Raw genomic sequence first — 22,337 nt, 5'->3', positions numbered from 1 at the left:
GGGTCAATGCTCCAGATCAAGCGCGGACGTGCCCGCCGGGCGGCGCTGCCCTATCTCCACCGGACACGTCCCGCATCGGAACCCCGGCCGCCGCATGACGTCTCGGACGCCCCCCTCCCCCTGGATCGCCGGCGCCGACGGCTGCCCCGGCGGCTGGGTGGTCGCCTTCGAACGCCTCGACGGCGCCGAGCCGCCGCGCCTGCGCGGGGCGCCGGATCTCGCGGCGATCCTCGACGCGCCCGAGGCGCCGCGCGTGGTGGCGATCGACATGCCGATCGGCTTGCCCGAGCGCATCGTCGGTCCCGGCCGGGCGGCGGAGCAGGCGGTGCGCCCGCTGCTCGGTGCGCGCCAGTCGAGCGTGTTCTCGATGCCGGCGCGCGCGGCGGTCTACGCGGACGGCTACGCGCAGGCCTGCGCCGCCGCGCTCGCCACCTCGACCCCGCCGCGCAAGGTCTCCAAGCAGGGCTTCATGCTGTTCCCGAAGGTGCGCGAGATCGACGCGCTCCTGCGCGCCCGGCCGGCGGACGCCGGGCGCGTCTTCGAGTGCCACCCCGAGGTCGCCTTCTGGCGCATGAACGGGGAGCGGGCGCTCGACACGCCCAAGAAGGTGCGCGGAAGCCCGCATCAGCCGGGGCTCGACGCGCGCCGCGCGCTGCTCCGCGAGGCCGGGGTCGCGCCCGCGCTGATCGCAGCCGAGCGCCCGCGCGGGGCGGGTCCCGACGACCTGATCGACGCCCTCGCCTGCCTCGTCGTGGCGCGGCGCCTGGCCGAGGGGGCGGCGCAGGCCTTTCCCGATCCGCCGGAGCGCGACGCGCACGGGCTCGCCGTGGCGATCTGGGCGTGAGGGCCTCGCGCTTTCGCAAAGGCCGCCCGGGCGGGGGCGTCCTGGCGCGGCGCGCCGGGGCGGACTAGGAAGGGGGCAGACAAGGGAGAGACCGATGACCGCCCCCGCGAGCCCGCTTCCCGTCACGCCCCGGGACATCCAGGACGCCCACCGGCGCATCGCGCCCCACGTCCGGCGCACGCCGACCTGGCGGCTGGAGAACGCCTTCGGGCACGAAGGCCTCGTCTCCCTCAAGCTCGAGTTCCTCCAGCACGCCGGCTCGTTCAAGGCGCGCGGCGCCTTCAACAACCTCCTGGGCGAGACGGTCCCCGAGGCGGGCGTCGCCGCCGCGTCCGGCGGCAACCACGGCGCCGCCGTCGCCTACGCCGCCCGCGAGCTCGGCCACCGCGCCACGATCTTCGTGCCGGAGATCTCGCCGCGCGCCAAGGTGGACGTCATCCGCCGCATGGGCGCGGACGTGCGGATCGGCGGGCCGCGCTACGCCGACGCCCTGTTCGCCTGCGGCATGCACATCGCCGCGACCGGCGCGCTCTCGGTCCACGCCTACGATGCGCAGGCGACCATCGCCGGCCAGGGCACGGTCGCGCTCGAATGGGAGGAGGACGCCGCGGGCGGCCTCGACACCGTGCTCGTCGCGGTCGGCGGCGGCGGGCTCGTCGCCGGCATCGGTGCCTGGCTCGGCGGGCGCGTGAAGGTGGTGGGCGTCGAGCCGACGGGCTCGTGCGCGCTGTTCGCGGCGCTCGCGGCGGGCGAGCCCATCGACGTCGAGGTGAACTCGGTCGCCGCCGATTCGCTCGGCGCCCGCGCCGCCGGGCGGCTCGTCACGGAGATCGCGCTCGCGACCGTCGACCACGTGGCGCTCGTCGCGGACGACGCGATCGTCGACGCCCAGCGGATGCTGTGGCGCGACTTCCGCATCGCCACCGAGCCGGGTGGCGCCGCGGCGCTGGCGGCGCTGACGTCGGGCGCCTACCGCGCGACGCGGGGGGAGCGGGTGGGCGTGCTCCTGTGCGGCGCGAACGTCGATCTCGCGGCGCTCGACGCGCTCGGGTGAGCGGAGCGGGACCTCAGAACCCGCTCTCGCGCACCACCACCGCCACCGCCGCCCGCCAGGCGCGCGCGACGAAGCTCTCCGCCTCGCCGTCGAGGCGCACCGTGCCGCGCAGCGCCATCTCCGGCGCGCCGCTCTCCACGGGCCGCAGGACGACGCGATAGACCGCCTCGTGGGGCACGAGCGCGCCGTCGCGCAGGTTCGCGGCGATGCCGCCGCCGTGGTCCGAGGCGAGCTCGGGCGTGGCGTCGAGGCGGCGCGTCGCCGTCTCGGAGATGCGCGCGACGACGAGCGGCACGGGCGCGCGGCCCGGCGCGTCGGCGTGGAACGTCGCCTGGGCGCCGGGCGCGATGCGCGCGAGATCGGCCTCGCGCACATAGGCCGCGACTTCGCCCGTACCCGGCGCCGCAATGGTGGCGAGCCAGGCGCCCTCCGGCATCCAGGTCCCCGGACGCGCGTCCTCGGCGAGCTCGACGACCCGCCCGTCGATCGGCGCCGTCACCGAGAGGCGCTCGGCCAGGCGCCGCAGCGCCGCGCGCTCGGCGACCGCACCCTCGAGCTCGGAGAAGATCACGTCCCGGCTCGCGCCCTCCACGCCGGCCCCGATCTCGACCGAGGCGCGCCAGCGCAGCACCGCGATGCGGCGCTCGACCTCGGCGAGGCGGTAGTCCATGTCCGGCGAGACGAAGCCGAACAGCGGATCGCCCGCGGCGACCCGCGCTCCGTGCGCCGCGGCGGCGACCTCGAGCCGCGCGCCGACGGGCGCGTGCACCTGCACCCGCTCCTCGGCCTCGAAGAGGGCGGGCGCGTTGACCGCGCTCGACCACGGCACGATCGCCAACACGACGAGCCCCGCGGCCGCGAGCCCCGTCGCCACGGTGTGCCGGTTGAGCCGGTAGGCCTCCCGGCGCTTGGCCCATTCCGCGATCTCGAGCGCGATGGGGCGGCCGATGAACCAGGCGAGCTCGACCACCATCAGCAGGATGCCGAGCAGCTTGAAGAAGAGGTGGTAGACGAGGAGCGCGATGCCGAGGAACAGGAAGAAGCGGTACAGCCAGGTGCCGATCGCATAGGCGACGAAGAGCCGCCCGCGCCTGCGCGAGAGCGGCTCCGGCGGCGGCTCGCCGAAGCCGAACAGCGCCTCGCGCAGGCGCCAGCGGGCGTGGCGGAAGGCGCGGTCCTGGAGGTTCGGCGCGTCGATCAGGTCCGACAGGAGGAAGTACCCGTCGAAGCGCATGAAGGGGTTGAGGTTGACGGCCAGCGTCATGATCCAGGTCGTGGTGGCGAGCACGAAGGCGGCGGAGCGCACCGGCCCGTCCGGCAGGAAGCTCCAGGCGAGCGTCATCCAGGAGGCGAGCGCGAGCTCGATCGCCATGCCGGCATAGCCGATGCGCAGGCGCGCGCGCCGGTCCGTCAGCCGCCAGCCCGCGGTCGTGTCCGTGTAGAGGACGGGGTAGAGCACCATGAGCGCGACGCCCATGGTCGGCACGGGCAGCCCCTCGCGCTTGGCGGCGTAGGCGTGGCCGAGCTCGTGCAGCAGCTTCGCAGCCACCAGCGCGAGGCCCACCGCGAGCGCGCCCTGCCAGGAGAACAGGTAGACGAAGGTGGTGAGGAAGGCGTCCCACTGCCGCAGGGCCAGCGCCACGCCGAGCACGCCGGCGGCGATGCTGAGCCAGCGAAACACCGCGCCGAAGAACGGCCGTGCGAGCGGCAGCGTGGCGCCGAGGAAGGCGTCCGGCCGCACGAGCGGGATGCGGATGAAGAGGTAGTTCTTCAGGGCCGCCGTCAGCGGGCCCATCCGGCCCGCACGCTTCTGCTCGACGAGCCGCGCGTTGGCGTCCGGCCCGCGCACCTGGACGAGGTTGGCCGAGACGAGGAAGCGCGCGAAGGCCTCGACGTCGGCGGGCGCGAGCGCGAGCGTCGTCGCCTGCGAGACGGCCGCGGCGATCGCAGCCGGGTCGCCCGCCTCCCAGCGCGCGAGCATCTCGACCTCGGCCCAGCCGATTCGGAAGTAGCGCGCGCGGGCGGGGTCCTCCAGCGTCCAGGTCGGCGCGCCGTCGCCGCCGGGCGGTCCCTCGTGGAGCACGATCTCCTCGCGCAGCGGCGGGAGCGCCGGACCTGGCGCCGGAGCTCGGGCGGATCCCCCCGAACGTGGCGCGCCGCCGATGGCGAACGTTCCGCTCACAGCCCGAGCCACAGCCGCGCGGCGGCGATCGGCCGGCGCAGCAGGTAGAGGGCGAGGATCGTGCGCTCGCCGTAGAGCTTGGCCGTGCCGCGCAGCCCGATCCGCAGGCGCGGGTCGTGGGCGTCGAAGCCCGCGCGCAGGCGGTAGGCCATGACGCCGTCGGGCGTGGGCGTCGCCCGGTAGCCGGCGCGCAGGAGCGTGGCCGTGACCGGGTCCGCGGGGTCGATGTTGAGGAAGAAGCGCACCTCGGCGCCCGGCTCGAGCACGATCGCGTCGGCCACCGCGAGGTGGATCTCGAGCGCCCGCATGCCGGGGTCCGCCACCTGCATGATGCGCTCGCCGAGCGCCACCGGCCGACCCTCCCAGTCGGAGGCGTCGTCGAAGACCGCGATGCCGCCACGCGGGGCCGATATGCGGATGCGCGCGAGCGTCTCCTCGACGAAGGCGACCTCGGCGGCATTCTGCTCGCGGCGTCCTTCGAGGATGGCGATGCGCGCCCGCGAGCGGTCGTCGAACACCGCCTGCTGGCGCGCCTGCCGCAGCTCCGCCTCGGCGACGGCGAGCGCCTGGCGGGCGATCTCGAGCCGTGCCGCGAGCTCGCGCCCGTCGAGCGTGACGAGGAGGTCCCCGGCGGCGACGGCCGCGTTCGGCTCGACGTGAACGGTCTCGACGACGCCGTCGACGGGGGCGGTGACGAGGGCGGCGTCCTCGGCCACGACCTCCGCCGGCGCGAGCACCGACTGGCGCACGGGCAGCGCCAGGATCACGAACGCGGCGAGGGCGGCCGCCGCGGCGACGAGGCCGCGGCGGCGCAGGCGCCCGCGCCGGCCGCGCGCGCCGACGAGCGCCGTCCAGGCATGGGCGTAAGCATCGGCGAGGTGGCCGAGAACCTGGAGCTCCGCCGGCCCGAAGGGCTCCTCGCGCGCCAGCAGCAGCAGCGCCCGGACCTCGCCGCAGCGCACGAGGGGGACGAGTGCGAGCCGGGCGGGAAGATGCGCGCCGAGGAAGCCGATCGTCTCCGTATCCGGCTTGTCGCCCGCCTCCTCCGGCAGCGACGGCAGGTCGACCGCGCGCGGTCCCGCGGCGGCGTCCGTGCGGGCGGCGATGCGCTTCAGCAGGCCGGCGAGGCGCCGTGTGAAGGGCGCGTCCGGATCGGGCGTGGCGAGGCCCGACAGCGCTTCGATCCGGCCTGTGTCGGCGCGCAGAAGCGCCGCCTGCCGGTAGGGCACGACGAGATGCGTGTCGTTGACGAGTACGAAGCCGAGCGCCTCCGCGCTCGTGGCGGCGCGGGCGCGCTTCTCGACCTCCAGCAGCGCCGAGAGCGCGACGAGGCGGCGATCGGGCGGGTGGTTCATCCGTCGGGCGGTGCGAGGCGGGCGACGCCGCTCATGCCGGCGACGAGGCCGGGCGTGCCCTGGGGAATGCGGCCGAAGACCTTGACCGACTGGCTGACCGGATCGACCCGCGCGCCGATGCGGGCGATCTCGGCCTCGATCGTCAGGCCGAGCTCGTCGACCACGAGCGCAAAGCTCTGGCCCGGCGCGAGCCAGCGCAGCCAGCGCGAGGGGACGAGCATCTCCGCCTCGAGCGCCGTGTCGTCCAGGATGGCGAGGAGCTCGGCGCCTTCGCCGACGTATTGATGCTCCTGGGCGCGCCGCTCGACGACACGCCCGTCGAAGGGCGCACGGATCACGCAGCGGTCGACGAAGACCTGCGCCAGCGCCGTCTCGGCCTGAGCTGCGACGAGGGCGGAGCGGGCCTCGTCGACCTCGAGCCGGCTGATCGAGGAGAGCCGGTCGAGCCGCCCGGCGGTCTCGAGACGCCGGCGGGCGGCCTCCTCCTGTGCCGCGGCGCGATCGCGCCGCGCCTCGTGCGCGGCGCAGTCTATGGCGGCGAGGAGATCGCCCTGCGCGAAACGCTCCCCCTCGCGCAGGCCCAGCGTGACGATCTTGCCCGGGATCTCGGTGGAGAGGACCGTGTGGCGTCGCGGCGAGATCTGCGCGCGGATCTCGGTCTCGACGCCGGTCGCGCTCCAGCCGCCCGGCTCGCCGCCTGCCGCGCCGTCCGGCGCGACCAGCGGCGGCGGCGCGTAGAGATCCTGCGCGGCGGCCGGACCGACGACGCGGGAGCCCGGGACGACGAGAAAGCCGGCGGCGAGGAGGCCGAGTGCCGCCGCGAGCGCGCGCGAGGCGAACGGACTGCGGATGACGCGCATGCGAGCCTCCTCGATGCCTCCCCCTCTCACTCCGCGGCGGGGCGCGCCGGGGGAATGGCCGCGTAGACAGCGGCCGGCACGTTCGCCGCCACCGGCACGGGCTGCGCCGGAGGCACGGTCGGCAGCTCGATCCGCCCGGCGTCGATGCGCGCCGCCATCGCGGCGATGGCCGCGGCGAGCGTCTCGAGGTCGCCGTCCTCCACCGTCGTGGGGAGCGGGTCGAGGCCAGCGGCAGCATACACCGATCCGAGCGCGTTCTGAACCTCCGCGAAGGCACGGTTGCGGGAGCGGGTGGCGAGCACGGACGCGGCCTGGGCGCGCACGCGCTCGAGCAGGTTGGAGGCATCCTCCTCCTCGGCGGCGCGCGTCGCCTGGGCGATGCGCTGCTCGACGCGCTCGATCGAGGCCGAGCGATCGTAGAGCCGGTGCGCACGTTGGTAGCGGCGGTAGGCGAGGTTGACCTGCGTGAGGATCGCCATGCGCAGCGCCAGCCGGCGCGTCTCGGCGAGCTCCTGGCGCGCCTCGCCCTCGGCGAGGATGGACGGCACGGCGACGAGCCGCAGCAGGTTCCAGGTCACGGAAACCCCGGCGTCGGCCCAGGAATTGTTGACCAGGAAGTCGTTCGAATCGTAGTTCACGCCGCCGAACAGCGACAGGCCCGGAAGCAGCCGCAGGATCTCCGAGCGCGTCTCCAGCACGACGTTGCGCGCGACGTAGAGCTCCTCCTGGATCTCCGGGCGCTGGACCATCGCCACCGCCTCGAGGTCGTCGAGCCGGTAGGGCAGGCGCGCCGGGCGCGCACGACGCGGCGGAGCCAGCGTGAAGCGGGTACCGGGCTGGAGGTTCATCAGGCCGGCGAGCTGCGCCTTGGCGATCGCGAGCTCGCTTTCGACCACCTCGAGCTGCTGGACGATCTCGAGCAGCGCGCGCTGGAACTGGAGCGTCTCGAGCGGCGGGAGCAGGCGTTCGTCCTCCGCCTGGCGAGCGAAGGACAGCGCCTGGCGCGCCTCCGCGAGGGCCTGCGCCACGCGCGGCTGGAGCTGCTCGGCGGTCACGGCCTCCCAGTAGGCGGCGCGAACCTGGTCGGCGATGTCGATGACGATGCGCCGGCGCTGCTGCTCGGCGGCGAGGAGGCGGTTCGCCTGCGCCTTGGCGCCGTAGTAGCTCAGCCCGAAGTCGAGCGTGCTGAAGGAAGCCTGCAGGTCGGCCGTGCGCAGCACCTCCTCGGTGCTCGTGGACGGCTCGAGCGACTCCCGGCCGGAGAGGATCGACCGGGAGGAGGATGCCTGGACGTTGTCGCGCGTGCGGTAGCCGGCGCGGCCGACGACCTCCGGCAGGAGGTCGACCGTGGCGACGTCGAGCGCCCTGTCTTCGAGTGCCCGCTGCATCAGCGCGACGCGGTGGTCGAGGTTGTACTTGATGGCGCGGGCGAGCGCCTCCTCGAGCGTCACCGGGCCGGAGATCGGCTGCTGCGAGGCGTACATGACGGCGCGGTCCTGCGCCGCCTGCACGATCTGCTCCTCGAGCGAGAGCGGGTTGGGCGTCATCGCGCAGCCGCCCAGGAACAGCGCGAATGCGCCGACCGCACCGAGCGCGCAGGCACGGCGCGAACTCGGCATGGCGCGGGACGAATGGGAGGTGACCATGTGCGCGCGTTTCCCCCTGGGCGGCCCCGTCCGGGCCGCTCCCCTTCACTTCGGCACTGCCGGCAGACGCTACGCGACCCGCCCGGTAGAGCCGACTCAGGCTGCTTCCCTGCCGTTGCGCGAATCTTCCGCCATGTCGCCTGAAGGCTGCCCGGCAGGCAAGATCGCAATCAAGGTGTCCAGAAAATGCTCCCCTTGTGTTGCCCAGGCGCCACGGCTGGCCGCTTTCACCACCTCGCTGAAGGCCGGCTTGCCGACGAGGGGCTGGGTGCCCGGCACCTCGACTGCGGCGGTCACGACCGCGGGCGCGACCTCGAGCGCCCCCTCCCGCTGCGGCGCGGGCGGCTCTCCGTCCCCGGTGGGCGTCTGCCCCGCTGGAGGCGCCTCCTCGGCGGCCTCGACGGCGATCTCGATCGTGGTCGCGGCGGCCTCGCCCGTGGGCAGCGTCGCGGTGATCACGACGTCGAGCTCGCCGGTGAAGCCGGGGGGCGCGTCGATGGTGAAGGTGCCGGTCGCCGGGTCGAACTCGACCCAGACCGGCAGCGGCGAACCGTCCGCCAGCGTCGCGCCGACGAGCACCTGCACGCCGCCGTTCTCCACCACGAAGGTGGCCGGCGGCAGGGTGAAGCTGATCGGGCCCGCGCCGGAACGGGCGACGAACGAGCCGGCGCTCGGCTCGGCGCGGATGGCGAAGCCCGGCGAGTAGCCCGGCCCGCCGTCCGACGGCGCGAGGAAGAAGCTCGGCCGCGGCGCCACCGGCTCGGGCAGCCCGGGCGGCAGGACGATCGGGTCCGAAGGCGGCCCGACCGGCGGGAGGCCCGAGCCGACGCCGCCGAAATCCTCGGCCGGCAACGCCGCCGGCGGCACCGAGGGCGTCGGTGCCGCCGGCGGCGGCAGCGGGACCGGTGGCGGCGGCAGGACCGGCTCCGGCGCCGGCGCGACCACCGGCGGCTCCGTCACCACCGGCGGCACGCCGATGGAGAGCGGCACGACGATCGTCGTGCGCGCGCCCTGCCGGTCGGTGCCCACGATCGTGAAGCTGGTCTCGCTCTGCGTCGTCGGCGTGCCGGATATCGTGCCGGTCGCCGGATCGAAGGCGAGGCCGGGAGGCAGGCCCTCCACCGTGACGGTCACCGCGTCGCCGATGTCCGCGTCCGCGAAGAGGTTCGCCGGGAGCTGGAAGCCGAACGGCTCGGTCGGCGTGCCGACCTGGGCCGGGACGCTGCCGACGACCGCCGGCGCGTCGTTGACGGACGTCGCGACCACGGTCGTCGTCGTGTCGACCACGGCTGCGGCGACGCCGTCCGAGACCGAGACGGTGAAGGCCGTGACCTCGTTCGCCCCGACCGGCACCCGATTCGCCGCGGGCGCGTAGGCGAGCCCCCGCAGCGCCGCCTGGGCGGCCGCCGCGTCCGCGGCGGTGAGGGTGTAGACGCCCCCACCCGCAGCGGTGAAGCCTGTCGAAGCGAGCGATGCCGCGGTGAAGGCGCCCTTCGCGGCGTCATCGAGGGTCACGGTGACGGTGAGCGGCTGGCCCGTGTCCGGGTCGGCCAAAGTCGCACCGGAGAAGGGCGAGATCGTCCCCGTGTCGAGCACGGCCTGCCCGGCGACGAAGCCTCCCGCGGTCGGCGCGTCGTTGACGGCGGTGATGTTCAAGGTGACGCTCGCCTGGGCTGTCAGCGAGCCGCCCGAGCCGCTGTTGCCGCCGTCGTCGATGGCCACGGTCAGGGCGACGGCGCCCTGCGCGTTCGCCGCCGTCGTATAGGACACGAGGCTGTTGGCGATGAAGAGGTTGATGTTCGCGATAGACCCGGTGAGCGTCAGCGTCCCGGTGCCGGCGTTGAGCACGGCGACCCCGCCGGAGCCGACGGCGAGGAACGTGCCGGCCGGCGCGGAGAGCGTGACGGTGACGGGGGCGCCGGCCGCGTCGGGGTCGGCGAAGGAGATGCCCGTGAGCGCCGTCGCCACGTCCTCCGTCACGGCGATGGCGGCCGGCGCGGTGACCGTCGGAGGATCGTTGATCGTCTCGATCGCGACCGTGCGCGTGACGACGTTGCTGTTCGCGTCGCCGTCGTTCACCCGGATGCTCATGGTGCGATCGGCCATGTTCGGCGTGTCGGACGTATTCGCGTAGGTGACGGCGCGCAGGGCCGCCTCCATCTGCGCCAGCGTGGCGGCCCCGCCGGCGCTGGTCAGCGTCAGCGTGCCGGTTCCCGCGTCGAAGCTGCCGGTGATGTTGCCGAACGTGGCCGCGTTCGCCGTGAAGGCGAGGATATCCTGCCCGTTCACGTAGTTGCCGGTGATCTGCACGAGTGCGGTCGCGAAGGTCTCGCCGACGTCGGCGTCGTTGAGCACCAGGGCCGGTGCCACGGCCACGGGCGTCTTGGGAGACCCCCCGCCGCCGGAGAAGGTGGTGGTGCCGGCCCCCGCGGCCAGCACGGGCGCGTCGTTGACGTTGCTCACGGTGACGGCGACGGTGTCGGAGGCGGTGGAGAACGCGGTGCCGAGGCCGTTCGTCGTCGTGTCCGCCGTGCCGCCGTTCGCGCCGCTGGTGCGGTCCCAGGCGCGGAAGGTCAGCGCGTCGGTGATCGTGCCGGCGAAGTTCGCCGCCGGCTGGACGTAGAGCCGCGCGTCGGACTGGAGCAGCAGCGCGGTGCCGGCGGTGACCGCTGGGACCTGCGTCCAGGTCGTGCCGCCGTCGAGCGAGTACCACAGCGTGATCTGCGCGCTCACGGCCGTCACGGCGAGGCCCTGAACGGCGCCGGTGTCGACGTCGGTCATGCCGCCGAGGAGCGTGGAGACGAGCGTGGAGTTCGCCGTCGAGCCGTTCGTCGGCGCGCCGAGATCCTCGGCGATGCCCGTGAGGGCCGGCGAGGCTGTCGCGTCGAGGGTCGGCGCGTCGTTGGCGTTCGTGACGCCGACCGTCTGCGACTGCGCGGTGCTGTTCAGCGCGCCGTCGGTGACGGTGAAGGAGATCACGCGGTCGGCGTTGCCCGCGCCCGTCGCAGGGTTCTGGCTCGTCGTGGAATAGGCGATCGAGCGCAGCGCCGCCTCGTAGTTCGCCAGCGTCGCCGTGCCGGTGAGCGTCAGCACGCCCGCGCCGTTGTACGTGCCGGTGATCCCGTTCTGGTTCGTGAAGCTCAGCACGTCGCCGGCCACGAAATCGGTGATGGTGATGGTCGCGCCCGTGAGGTTCGTGCTGTCGGCATCGAGCAGGGTCAGGTTCGGCGCGACGATCGCCGCCGTGCCGTCCTCCGCGTGCGCCGGCGTCCCGCCGCCGATCGTCACCACCGGGCGCGCGGCGATGGTGATCGAGAAGGTCTGCCCGGTCAGCGGGGTGGAGCCGTTCTCGCCGCCGTCGGCCACGCTGAAGCCGAAGGAATCCGAGGAGCCGCCCCCGCCGCCGTGGAGATACTTGACGAGCGCGTTATCGATGTCCGCCTGGGTGAACGTGGCGTTCAGCCCCAGCGCCTCGCCGCCGTCGACGATGCCGTTCGCATTCGCGTCGCGGAACAGCGTGCCGTTCGTCGGGGCGGTCGTGACCGCAAAGGTCACCCCCGCCCCGCTGTCGTCCGGGTCGCCCTCGTTCAGCATGGCGTTGGTGATCGTCACGATCCCGCCGGTCTCGGTCGAGGCGCCGGTGTTGACGAAGCCGAAGGCGGGGCTCGCCGTCGGCGAATCGTTCTCGGCGGTGACCGTGACGCCGCGGGTCGCCGCGGTGCTCGCGGCGGCGCCGTCGTTCACGACGAAGCTCACCGTGCGAGCCGCCGTCGAGGGGTCCTCCGAGCCGTTGGCGTAGGTCACCGCCCGGAGCGCCGCCGTCCACTGGGCCAGGGTCGCGGTCGCGCCCGCCGAGGTCAGCGTCAGCTCCCCGGTCGCAGGGTTCCACGAGGCGGTGATGTTGCCCATCGTCGCGCCGTCGTTGACGAAGGCCAGCACGTCCTGCCCGATCTGGAAGTTGCCGGTGATCGAGACGGTCGCGGAGGCGAACGTCGTGCTGTCGATGTCCGCGACCGTCAGCCCGGGATCGACCGGCACGCCCGCCGCGTTCTCCGTATAGGCCGCGCTGCCGCCGCTGGTCGTCACGCTGGGCGCGTCGTTGACCGGGGTGATGTCGATCTGGCCGGTGCCGATGGTGATCGTGCCGCCGCCGCCGAGGCCGGTGTTGCCGTTGTCGCGGATCGTCAGCGTGAGGGTGGCCGCGTTGGTCCCCGCGACGTTCGCTGCCGGCGTGTAGAGGAAGAAGTTCGGGGTCGCGAGGTTCCCCTGCACGCTCGCTACGTCGCCGGTCAGCGTGAGGCTGCCGGTCCCCGTTCCCGGCACCGCCGGGAACCCGGGCACCGAGAGCGTGCCGCTCGTCACCGAGATCGTGACGGTGATGGCGGACCCGCCGCTGTCGGCGTCGCCGATAGTGACGCCCGTGAGGTCGAGGAAGCCCGGCGTGTCCTCGGTGAACGTCACGAGCGCCGGCACGCCAGAGCCCGTCGGGTCGTCGTTCAACGCGGTGATCGTTGTTGCGATCGTCGCGGTCGCGGCGGAGATCGCCGTCGCGCCGCCGTTCGTGGTCGTGTCGACGGAGACGCGGGTCTCCGCGCCCGCCGTCGTCGAGAAGCCGCCGCCATAGGTCGAATCGATCGCGCGGATCGTCAGCGCGGGGGGCGAGCCGGCGTAGTTCGCCACGGGCACGAAGCGCACCAGCGTCGTGGGACCGAGCGCGAGCGCCGTCGTGTCGTCGGCGACCGCGCCCACCGCAAACCAGTCGGTACCCCCGTTGGTGGAGTATTGCCACACGCCCTGCGTCACGGCGTTCGCCGTGTTGCCGACGATCGCATAGCCGACCACCGTCCCGTCCACGTCCCCGGCGGTGATGCCGAGCGTGTTCAGCGCCGCGCCCGGCGGGTTCGTCGTATCCTCGTTCACGGCCGCCAGCGTGCCGCCGCCCGTGAGGGTCGGCGCGTCGTTGACGGGCGTGATGTCGATCTGGCCGGTGCCGATGGTGATCGTGCCGCCGCCGCCGAGGCCGGTGTTGCCGTTGTCGCGGATCGTCAGCGTGAGGGTGGCCGCGTTGGTCCCCGCGACGTTCGCTGCCGGCGTGTAGAGGAAGAAGTTCGGGGTCGCGAGGTTCCCCTGCACGCTCGCTACGTCGCCGGTCAGCGTGAGGCTGCCGGTCCCCGTTCCCGGCACCGCCGGGAACCCCGGGACCGACAGCGTGCCGCTCGTAACCGAGATCGTGACAGTGATGGCGGCCCCGCCGCTGTCGACGTCTCCGATTGTGACGCCCGTGAGGTCGAGGAAGCCCGGCGTGTCCTCCGTGAACGTCACGAGCGCCGGCACACCAGAGCCCGTCGGGTCGTCGTTCACCGCGCTGATGTTCACGTTCACCGTGCCGAGCGCGATGTCGGTCCCGCCGCCCGTGCCGGTATTGCCGCCGTCGTTGGCGGTGAGGGTGAGCGTCGCCGCGGGCGCGCCGTTGGCGTTCAAGGCCGGGGTGTAGGTGATTGCGCTCGTGTCGTTCAGGTACGCGTCGATCGCCGACGCCGTGCCGGACAGGGTGAGCGTGCCGGTGCCGGAGCCGCCGATGACGACGCCGCCCCCGTTCGCCGCGGCGAGCGTGCCGGCGCTCGCGGCGATGGTCAGCGTCACGGATCCGCCGCCCGAATCGACGTCGCCGAACGTGATGGCGGAGAGGTCGAGCGCCGCCGGCGTGTCCTCGACGAAGCTCACGCTCGCCGGGATCCCCGTCGCGGTCGGCGCGTCGTTCACCCCGACCACCGTCACAGTCGCGGCGACGGAGAGCGCGGCCGTGTCGACGCCACCGCTCGCCGTGCCGCCGCTGTCGCGGATCTGCGTGATCGTGGCGACGCGACCGGCCGCGGTCGGGTTTTCGCTCGTGTTGCGGTAGGCGAGGCCGTCGACCAGCGTCTGCGCGGCCGCGGTCGTCAGCCCGGCGCCGGCGAACGAGACGGTCGCCGTCGAGCCCGTCACGCTCACGGTCACGGTCAGGCCGTTGGTCGCGGTGAGCACCGAGTTGCCGTTCGTCAGCGCCACGTCGCTGCCGTCGATGCGCAGGATCTCGCTCGCGCCGTCGGTGACGTTGGTGATCGTGAGGGTGAGGCCGGTGATGGTCTGCCCGGCCTCGACGGTCGAGATCGTGACGCCCGAGAACAGGTCCGCGCCCGGGGCGGCGTCGCCCTCGGTGAAGGTGGGGGTGCCGCCGGTGGCCGTGAGGACGGGCGCGTCGTTCGACGGCGTGATCGACACCGTCGTCGTCGACGTCGACGAGCCGGTCGCGTCCGACACCTGCACGTTGATCGTGCGCGCGGTCGTGTTCGGGGCGTCGGAATTGTTCTGGTAGCGCACCGCGGCGAGCGCGGCCTCCATCTGATCGTTGGTCGCGCCGCCCGCGTTGGTGATGGTGATCTGCGTCGCGCTGTTGAGCGTGAAGCTCACGTTCGCGAACGTGCCGGACAGGAAGATCCGCTCGCCCGCGTCGCCCTGGCCGTTCGTCAGGTTGACCACGATCTGCGTGATCGGATCGCCTTCGTCGTCGGTGATGTTCGGGTTGTTCGCGATCGGCACGCCGTCCGTCGGGCCGGTTCCCTGATGGGTGCCTTCGACGAAGCTCGTTGCGTAGCCCGTCCCGCCGGAAACGTTGTCCAGGTCCAGCACGGGAGCTTGGTTCAGGACGCGGAATTCATAGGCGCCGATGTCGACCGTGCCGTTGAAAATGCGCGCGTTGCCGGCCAAGTCCAGCGTACCGCTCGCCTGCGCGTTGCTACCCTGATCGATGGCATCCGTCTCTGCCGCAGCGAGGGTGTAGTCGTCGCCCGCTTGATTGGTGAAGGTCACGCTTCCCACGAGCAGATTGTTGCTACCGCCAGCGGCCGCCTGTTGCAGAATCGAGTTGTAGGCGTTGTAGACGGTTCCGCTCGACGCGGTGACGTTCGTGATCGAGTTGTCCGCGAAAGTGACGTTTCGTAACGTGATGGATGCGGAGGCGCCGAAACCTTCGATGATCTGCGCTCCGACACTGTGGTCGTAGAAGAGCGAGTTCGTCACGACGATCGTCGCGTTCTGGTTCATTCCGATCGCCGCGGCCCCGCCGCTCTGCTGGTTACCCTGAAAGATCGACCTGTCGACGTTGATGGTGTTACCGCTGCCGACGGCGATCGCACCTCCCGTGGCGCCGCCCGCGTTGGTGGAAACGACATTTCGGAATTCCGACGCCGTGACGTTCACGGTGAGCACCGCGGTGCTGCGGCCGAGTGCGATCGCCGCGCCGTCGAGCGTGCTCGTGATCCCCTGGAAGCGTAGGCCGGTTATGTTGACGGTCGCATTCGGGACGGCGTCGATGTTGAAATCGAGCGCGCCGTCGGCGTTCGAATTGGTGTCGACCAGCGTGATATCGGCAATACCATCGTTGTTCCGGTCGCCCTGGATATCCACGGCGCTCGTGATCTCGATGAAGTCCTCGAGCTCGATCGTGTAGTCGCCGTTGAACACGATCGTGTCGCTGCCGGCGCCGTTCGCGTTCGCGTCGAGGATGGCCTGGCGGAAGCTGCCGGCGCCGCTGTCGGCGTTGTTCGTCACCGTGAACGTCGCGAGCTCGCCGCCGAACGCCGCGAGCGCACCTTCCCCGAACAGCGCGACGGCGTCCGACGCCTCGATGCCACCGGTGCGGTATTCGAGAGTCCAGTCGGACGAGGCCGTCGATCCGGTGTCGTTCGTGGACGCCGCGATGTCGGCCCCGGTCAAGGTTGCCAGGCGATCGACGAATTGCGTCCCGTACTCGCCCTTGGCGACGTCGCAGCCCCAGAAGACGATGTCCCCGCCCTCGCCGAGCGCAGCGCCGATGACGGCCAGCTCGGCGGCATAGCGATCCAGCGACCCTTCGTACAGGAGCGCCGTCCCGAGACGAACCTGTCCGTCCCAGCCGTGGCTCACGACGTGGACCTCGGCGAGTCCCGTGCGACCGCGCAACGCGTCCGCCATCTGCTCCACGCCGTCGCGGGCCGGGTCCAGGATCACGATCTCCGCGCCGGGATCCACGTCCTGCAGGAGGGTTTCGTGGTCCTCCACGGCCCCATCGACGAAGACGATCTTGACCGGGGGAGCGGCGTGGCTCTCGGTCCGGACGGTGTCGGGCGTGTCGCCGTCCACCGCGTCCGCATAGGTCGCAGCGCCCGCGGCATCGAACATGATGCGCGGCTCCAGCGCCAGCGTCAGGGGCGCGCGGGTCCACGGATCGCGATGCTTCCAGGCCATGGCCGATTCTCCGTCGTCGGGCTGCGACAGGCGACATTGCTCCGAAACCGCCGTCTTGCAAAGTGGCCCCACCGCAACAGCCGCTGGCAAACTGAAGAGATCTTAACCGAGGCGCCTAAAGGGCCACGCAATCCCGCGCGGCGCCCCGCATATGGTTAACAACTCGGTTGGCATCGATCTCCGGTCGTGTTCCCCTCCGGCAAGCCCGCGTTCTGCGAATCAGCGCACGGCCATCCCGGCGCGCGCGGGCCTGAGCAAGGAGGGGCGGACATGGAAACCTACATCGCGACGATCCTGATCTGGGCGCCGAACTTCGCGCCGCGGGCCTGGGCCTATTGTGCCGGGCAGCTGATGGCTATCTCGCAGAACACGGCACTGTTCTCGCTGCTGGGCACGACCTACGGCGGCGACGGGCAGACCACCTTCGGCCTGCCGGACCTGCGCTCGCGGGTGCCGATCGGCGCCGGCATGGGGCAGGGCCCCGGGCTCTCCGATTACCGGCTCGGCGTCAAGGGCGGCGTGGAACGGGTGACGCTGACCCAGATCGACATGCCGATGCACAGCCATTCGGCGCAGGGCGAGGTCGTCGTCTACAACACTCCCGGAACGGAGCATGACGCGCAGCCCGGCAGCGTTCTCGCCTCCGGCGTCTACTCCGACGGGCGCGACACCTTCCCGGTGACGAACTACGCACAGGCCGCGGGCGCCCGGGTGACGCTCGCGCAGCAGAGCGTCAGCGTGCAGGTCGGCAACGCCGGCGGCAGCCAGTCGCACGAGAACCGCATGCCGTTCGAGGGGCTGAGCTTCATCATCGCGCTCTACGGCATCTTCCCCTCGCGGGGCTGATCGGCACACCCGTGACGCGCCGAGCGCTCGGGGCGTCACGCTTCACCTAACGGTAACCATGAAGCTATTCTACGCCTGATAGTCATCTCCCGGTAAGCTGCACCGTGGTCCTCTCCGCTCGCGCCCGCCGCACCGGCAACCTCAGCCGGCACCGCGGCCCGCAGCCTACCTGGAGGGGACGATGGACTACTATATCGGGACGGTTCTGATCTGGGCGCCGAACTTCGCGCCGCAGCAATTCGCCTATTGCGCGGGGCAGACGCTCAGCATCGCGCAGAACACGGCGCTGTTCAGCCTCATCGGCACGACCTACGGAGGCAACGGCTCCACCACCTTCATGCTGCCGGATCTGCGCTCTCGCGTCCCCGTGGGCGGCGGCATGGGCCCGGGGAACGGCCTGAGCACCTACCCGCTCGGCGCCATGTCGGGCACCGAGACGGTGACGCTCATCACGAGCCAGATGCCCACTCACGATCACGCCGCCACCGGCGAGATCGTGGCACGCGCCATGCCGGGCACCGACGCGAACCCGATCTCCGGGGGCTACCTGGGCATCGGCGAGGCGGAGATCGGCCGCGACAACGGCGCGGCCAAGATCTACACGACGACGGCGGGCGGCAACGTCACCCTCGCCCAGGGCAGCGTCGCGGTCCAGACCGCCGTCAACGGCGGCAGCCAGCCGCACGAGAACCGTCAGCCCTTCCTCGGCATCTCCTTCATCATCTGCCTCCAGGGCATCTTCCCGCCGCGTCCGTGACGAGGCGCACGAGCCCGGGCCGGCCCTGGAGCCGCCCGCGTGAGGTCGCCGGCCCCGGAGCGGTGCGTGCTCCGCCCCGGGACGCCGACATGGGTCTGCCCACGCATCGCTGCGCCGCAGCCGACGAGGAGAGCCATCGTGGCCGGGTTCATCGACGACTTGTCGACGCTCCACGTCACTCGTTGCGGCCTCGCCCACGAGGGCCGCGCCGACCGCGCCTTCTGCCATCGGGCCGCGCGGGCGGACAACCTGGCCTGCGCGCACACGACCGCACGCTGGCGCCTGAAGGCCGCGCTCGACGCCCGCGCGGCGGCCTTCGTCCCGGGCGCCGCGGACGCGCTGGCACGCTGGCATGCGCTCGACCTCGCCGTCGGCCGCGCCGATCACGACCGCACCCGCGCAGAGGCGGCCGGAGACCGAGCCGCCGTCGCCGCCGCCGTCGCCGCGCACGACGCGGCCGCCGGCGCACTCGCCGCGCTGCTGGCGGACGCGCGCGGTGAGGTCGCCGATGCGGCGAGCGGGTCGGCTTCGGGTTCCTAGTCTCTCGGCCGTCGGCCGCGGATCTGCGATTCGCCTCCGTCCTCCGTCCTCGACTGCGGAGGGGTGGCGGTTGGGGCTGCCCTATCCGCGCCCCCAGGGCGTCTCCTCCACCGGCGTCAGCGGCCCCGCGCCCTCGAACCAGGAGGCGAGGTTGTCGACGACGAGCCGGCCCATCGCCTCGCGGGTGTGCACCGAGGCGGAGCCGACGTGCGGGAGCAGCACGACGTCGTCGCGGGCGAGGAGCCCATCGGGGACGTTCGGCTCGTCCTCGAACACGTCGAGGCCCGCCGAGAGGATCGTCCCCGCCTCGAGCGCGGCGACGAGCGCCGCCTCGTCCACCACCGATCCGCGCCCGACGTTGATCAGGACGCCGGCGGGGCCGAGCGCCTCCAGCACCGGCGTCGAGACCAGGTGGCGCGTACCCGCGCCGCCCGGCGCGACGCAGATCAGCGTGTCGACGGCGCGCGCCATCTCGAGGAGGCTGTCGTAATGCCGGTGCGTCACGCCCTCCTGGCGCCGGCGGCCGTGATAGACCACCGTCACGCCGAAGGCGTCGAGGCGGCGCGCGATCGCCTTGCCGATGCGGCCGTAGCCGAGGATGCCCACCGTGCGCGTGCGCAGCGTCGGCGAGAGCGGGAACGGCCCCTCAGCCTTCCAGCGCCCGGCGCGCAGATACCGCTCCGCCTGCGGCAGGCGACGCAGGGTGGCGAGCAGGAGGCCGATCGTGAGGTCCGCCACCTCCTCGGTGAGGACGTCGGGCGTGTTGGTGACGACCACGCCCCGGCGCGCGGCGGCCGCCGCGTCCACGTGGTCGTAGCCGACCCCGAAGCTCGCCACGATCTCGAGCGCGGGCAGCCGCGCCATCAGCGCGTCGTCGATCGCGTGGTGCGCCCCCGCCGCGATGCCGCGCACCCGGGCGCCGTGCACCGCGAGCCAGCCGTCGCGATCCGCCTCGTCCCACAGCCGCACCAGGCGAAAGCGCTCGGAGAGCCGCTCCACGACGAGCGGCATCATCCGGGCGGGCATCAGGATCAGGGGCTTTTCCATCGCGGCCTCGCGAGCAGGGATCGGTCCGCGAGACTAGGCGATCGGGGCGCCCGTGGGGAAGCCGCACGGGCGCCGGATGCGCGGCCTCACGCCAGCACGCTCAAGCCAGCACGCCGTGGCAGTGCTTGAACTTCTTGCCGGAGCCGCAGGGGCAGGCCTCGTTGCGGCCGACCTTGCCCCAGGTGGCGGGATCGTTCGGGTCGCGGTTCTCCGGCGCGACGAGGCCGACCGGGACGCCCGCACCCGCCGCCCCCGCGGCGCCCGGAGAGCCGAGGCCCGTCGAGCCGCCGGTCGCCAGCTCGTCCTCGCCGGTGACGGGATCGGCGTGGTGCGCCTCCATCTCCGGCAGCTTCGGCTCGGGCGGGCGCTGGTAGACGACCTCGATGCGCATGAGCTGGGAGGTGACCACCTCGCGCAGGCGCGCGATCAGCGCCTCGAACAGCTGGAAGGCCTCGGACTTGTACTCGTTCAGCGGGTCGCGCTGGGCCATGCCGCGCCAGCCGATGACCTGGCGCAGGTGCTCCAACGTGACGATGTGCTCGCGCCAGAGCTGGTCGAGCGACTGGAGCAGCACCTGCTTCTCGACGTAGGTCATCACCTCCGAGGTGTTCTTCTCGATCCGCGCCGCGTAGGCGCCGTCGGCCTCCTTGAGGAGCCGCTCGCGCATCTCCTCGTCGGCGATGCCCTCCTCCTTCGCCCAGTCGATCACCGGCAGGTCGAGGTTGAGAAGGCGGCGAACCTCCTTGTCGAGGCCGTCCGTGTCCCACTGCTCGGGATAGGCGTCGGCGGGGATGTGGCGGGCGACGACGTCCTCGACGACGCTCTCGCGCATCTCGTCGATCGTCTCGCGCACCGAGGCCTCGCCCATGAACTCGCGGCGCTGCTCGAAGACGACCTTGCGCTGGTCGTTCATGACGTTGTCGTACTTGAGGATGTTCTTGCGGATGTCGAAGTTGCGCGCCTCGACCTTGGACTGCGCCTTCTCGATGGCCTTGTTGATCCAGGGGTGGACGATCGCCTCGCCCTCCTGCAGGCCGAGCTTGGTCAGCATGCCGTCCATGCGGTCCGACCCGAAGATACGCATCAGGTCGTCCTGGAGCGACAGGAAGAACTTCGAGCGGCCCGGGTCGCCCTGGCGGCCGGAGCGGCCGCGCAGCTGGTTGTCGATGCGCCGGGACTCGTGGCGCTCGGTGCCCATGACGTAGAGGCCGCCGGCGGCCAGCGCGCGCTGCTTGAAGGCCGCGACCTCCTCGCGGATCGCCGCCTCGCGCGCGGCGCGCTCCTCGCCCTCGGGCAGGTCCGCGAGCTCGAAGCCGATGCGCATGTCGGCGTTGCCACCGAGCTGGATGTCCGTGCCGCGGCCGGCCATGTTGGTCGCGATCGTGATCGCGCCCGGCACGCCGGCCTGGGCGACGATGAAGGCCTCCTGCTCGTGGAAGCGGGCGTTGAGCACGGCGAAGGTCTTCGGCGCGGTGGCGGCGCGGGCCGCCTCGAACAGCGGGGAGAGCGCCTTGGGGTCGGCGAAGTCGATCTGCGTGAAGCCGGCCTTCTTCAGCTGGGCGGCGAGCATCTCGGACTTCTCGATCGAGGTCGTGCCGACCAGCGTCGGCTGGCCCTTGGCCGAGGCCTCCTCGATGTCGCGGATGATCGCCTCGTACTTCTCGAGCACGGTGCGATAGACCTCGTCGTCCTCGTCGAGGCGGCAGACGGGCCGGTTGGTGGGGATCTCGACGACGTCGAGGTTGTAGATCTCGGCGAACTCGTCCGCCTCCGTGGAGGCCGTGCCGGTCATGCCGGCGAGCTTGGAATAGAGCCGGAAGTAGTTCTGGAACGTGATCGAGGCGAGCGTCTGGTTCTCGGGCTGGATCTTGACGCCTTCCTTGGCCTCGAGCGCCTGGTGCAGGCCCTCCGAGTAGCGCCGGCCGGGCATCATGCGGCCGGTGAACTCGTCGATGATCACCACCTCGCCATTGCGGACGATGTAGTCCTTGTCGCGGGTGAAGAGCTTGTGGGCGCGCAGGGCCTGGTTCATGTGGTGGACGAGCGTGGCGTTCTGCGCGTCGTAGAGATCCTCGCTCTTGAGCAGCTCGTGCGCGCGCAGGACCTCCTCCATCTTCTCCGTGCCCGCCTCGGAGAGCGAGACCGCGCGCTGCTTCTCGTCGAGGTCGTAGTGCTCCGGGGTCAGCTGCGGGATCAGCTTGTCCACCGCCTGGTAGAGCTCCGAGCGGTCGTCGAGCGGGCCGGAGATGATGAGCGGCGTGCGCGCCTCGTCGACGAGGATGGAGTCGACCTCGTCGACGATGGCGTAGACGTGGCCACGCTGCACCATCTGGCCGAAGTCGTACTTCATGTTGTCGCGCAGGTAGTCGAAGCCGTACTCGTTGTTCGTGCCGTAGGTGATGTCGCAGGCGTAGGCGGCCTTGCGCTCGACGTCGTCGAGCCCGTGCACGATCACGCCCACCGAGAGCCCGAGGAAGCGGTAGATCCGGCCCATCCACTCGGAGTCGCGCCGGGCGAGGTAGTCGTTCACGGTGACGACGTGCACGCCCTTGCCGGCGAGCGCGTTGAGGTAGACCGCGAGCGTCGCCACCAGCGTCTTGCCCTCGCCGGTCTTCATCTCGGCGATCGAGCCCTCGTGCAGCACCATGCCGCCGATCAGCTGCACGTCGAAGGGCCGCAGCCCCAGCACCCGCTTGGCGCCCTCGCGCACCGTGGCGAAGGCGGGCACCAGCACGTCGTCGAGGCTCTCCCCCTTGGCGACCCGCGCCTTGAGATCCTCCGTGCGCGCCCGGAGCGCGTCGTCGGACAGGGACTCCAGCTCCTTCTCCAGGTCGTTGATCGCCTGGACACGGGAGGCATACGACTTCAGCCGGCGGTCGTTGGCCGAGCCGAAGAGCTTCTTCGCGAGTGCGCCGAACATGGGGTCCTGTCGTCTCAGTGG

General features: G+C 72.3%; 12 protein-coding genes. 5 read left to right on the top strand and 7 right to left on the bottom strand.

The genetic code is table 11. From position 1 onward, the window contains the following. Nucleotides 1–94 precede the first annotated feature (94 nt). Nucleotides 95–844, top strand: a complete 750-nt coding sequence (locus tag ACTZWW_RS09140) for a DUF429 domain-containing protein (protein ID WP_444780639.1) — start codon at nucleotides 95–97, stop codon at nucleotides 842–844. Nucleotides 845–938: 94 nt separating this feature from the next. Continuing rightward, on the top strand, nucleotides 939–1,898 hold the full coding sequence (locus tag ACTZWW_RS09135) for a threonine/serine dehydratase (RefSeq protein ID WP_444780638.1): 960 nt from the start codon (nucleotides 939–941) through the stop codon (nucleotides 1,896–1,898). Between the two features lie 13 nt (nucleotides 1,899–1,911). Here the strand turns inward: ACTZWW_RS09135 and ACTZWW_RS09130 are convergent, their stop codons facing one another. From ACTZWW_RS09130 to ACTZWW_RS09110, 5 genes are all read right to left on the bottom strand, one after another. Further along, nucleotides 1,912–3,981: an HlyD family efflux transporter periplasmic adaptor subunit gene (locus tag ACTZWW_RS09130; protein ID WP_444780637.1), complete on the bottom strand. Its 2,070-nt coding sequence runs from the start codon at nucleotides 3,979–3,981 to the stop codon at nucleotides 1,912–1,914. Between the two features lie 95 nt (nucleotides 3,982–4,076). Beyond that, a complete protein-coding gene (locus ACTZWW_RS09125; RefSeq protein ID WP_444780636.1) occupies nucleotides 4,077–5,435 on the bottom strand; it encodes an efflux RND transporter periplasmic adaptor subunit in 1,359 nt (452 codons plus the stop codon). Beyond that, nucleotides 5,432–6,295 (bottom strand): efflux RND transporter periplasmic adaptor subunit, encoded by an 864-nt coding sequence (locus tag ACTZWW_RS09120; protein WP_444780635.1) that lies wholly within the window; start codon nucleotides 6,293–6,295, stop codon nucleotides 5,432–5,434. The genes ACTZWW_RS09125 and ACTZWW_RS09120 overlap by 4 nt, the downstream gene beginning before the upstream one ends. Before the next feature lie 26 nt (nucleotides 6,296–6,321). Further along, the gene (locus ACTZWW_RS09115; protein WP_444780634.1) at nucleotides 6,322–7,941 is read right to left on the bottom strand and encodes a TolC family protein; all 1,620 of its coding nucleotides are present in this window, start codon (nucleotides 7,939–7,941) and stop codon (nucleotides 6,322–6,324) included. A 96-nt stretch (nucleotides 7,942–8,037) separates the two neighbouring features. Then, nucleotides 8,038–16,206 carry a DUF4347 domain-containing protein gene (locus ACTZWW_RS09110; RefSeq protein ID WP_444780633.1) on the bottom strand — a complete coding sequence of 2,723 codons (8,169 nt, stop codon included), beginning with the start codon at nucleotides 16,204–16,206 and terminating at the stop codon, nucleotides 8,038–8,040. Between the two features lie 270 nt (nucleotides 16,207–16,476). Here ACTZWW_RS09110 and ACTZWW_RS09105 point away from each other — a divergent pair, with 270 nt between their 5' ends. The 3 genes from ACTZWW_RS09105 to ACTZWW_RS09095 all read left to right on the top strand — a co-directional run bounded on the left by ACTZWW_RS09105 (nucleotide 16,477) and on the right by ACTZWW_RS09095 (nucleotide 18,349). After that, entirely contained in the window at nucleotides 16,477–17,052 is a 576-nt protein-coding gene (locus tag ACTZWW_RS09105; RefSeq protein WP_444780632.1) for a phage tail protein, read from the top strand. Nucleotides 17,053–17,233: 181 nt separating this feature from the next. Further along, nucleotides 17,234–17,809, top strand: coding sequence for a phage tail protein (locus ACTZWW_RS09100; protein ID WP_444780631.1), 576 nt, complete (start codon nucleotides 17,234–17,236; stop codon nucleotides 17,807–17,809). Nucleotides 17,810–17,947: 138 nt separating this feature from the next. After that, nucleotides 17,948–18,349, top strand: coding sequence for a hypothetical protein (locus ACTZWW_RS09095; protein WP_444780630.1), 402 nt, complete (start codon nucleotides 17,948–17,950; stop codon nucleotides 18,347–18,349). Between the two features lie 81 nt (nucleotides 18,350–18,430). Here the strand turns inward: ACTZWW_RS09095 and ACTZWW_RS09090 are convergent, their stop codons facing one another. Further along, nucleotides 18,431–19,396, bottom strand: coding sequence for a 2-hydroxyacid dehydrogenase (locus ACTZWW_RS09090; RefSeq protein WP_444780629.1), 966 nt, complete (start codon nucleotides 19,394–19,396; stop codon nucleotides 18,431–18,433). Nucleotides 19,397–19,496: 100 nt separating this feature from the next. Next, entirely contained in the window at nucleotides 19,497–22,316 is a 2,820-nt protein-coding gene (secA, locus tag ACTZWW_RS09085) for a preprotein translocase subunit SecA (protein WP_444780628.1), read from the bottom strand. Nucleotides 22,317–22,337 lie beyond the last annotated feature (21 nt).

This window comes from Salinarimonas sp. NSM (assembly GCF_052380005.1).
Classification (GTDB): Bacteria; Pseudomonadota; Alphaproteobacteria; order Rhizobiales; family Beijerinckiaceae; genus Salinarimonas.
The sequence above is the reverse complement of the archived record's forward strand: the minus strand, read 5'-3'. Positions and strand labels throughout refer to the sequence as shown.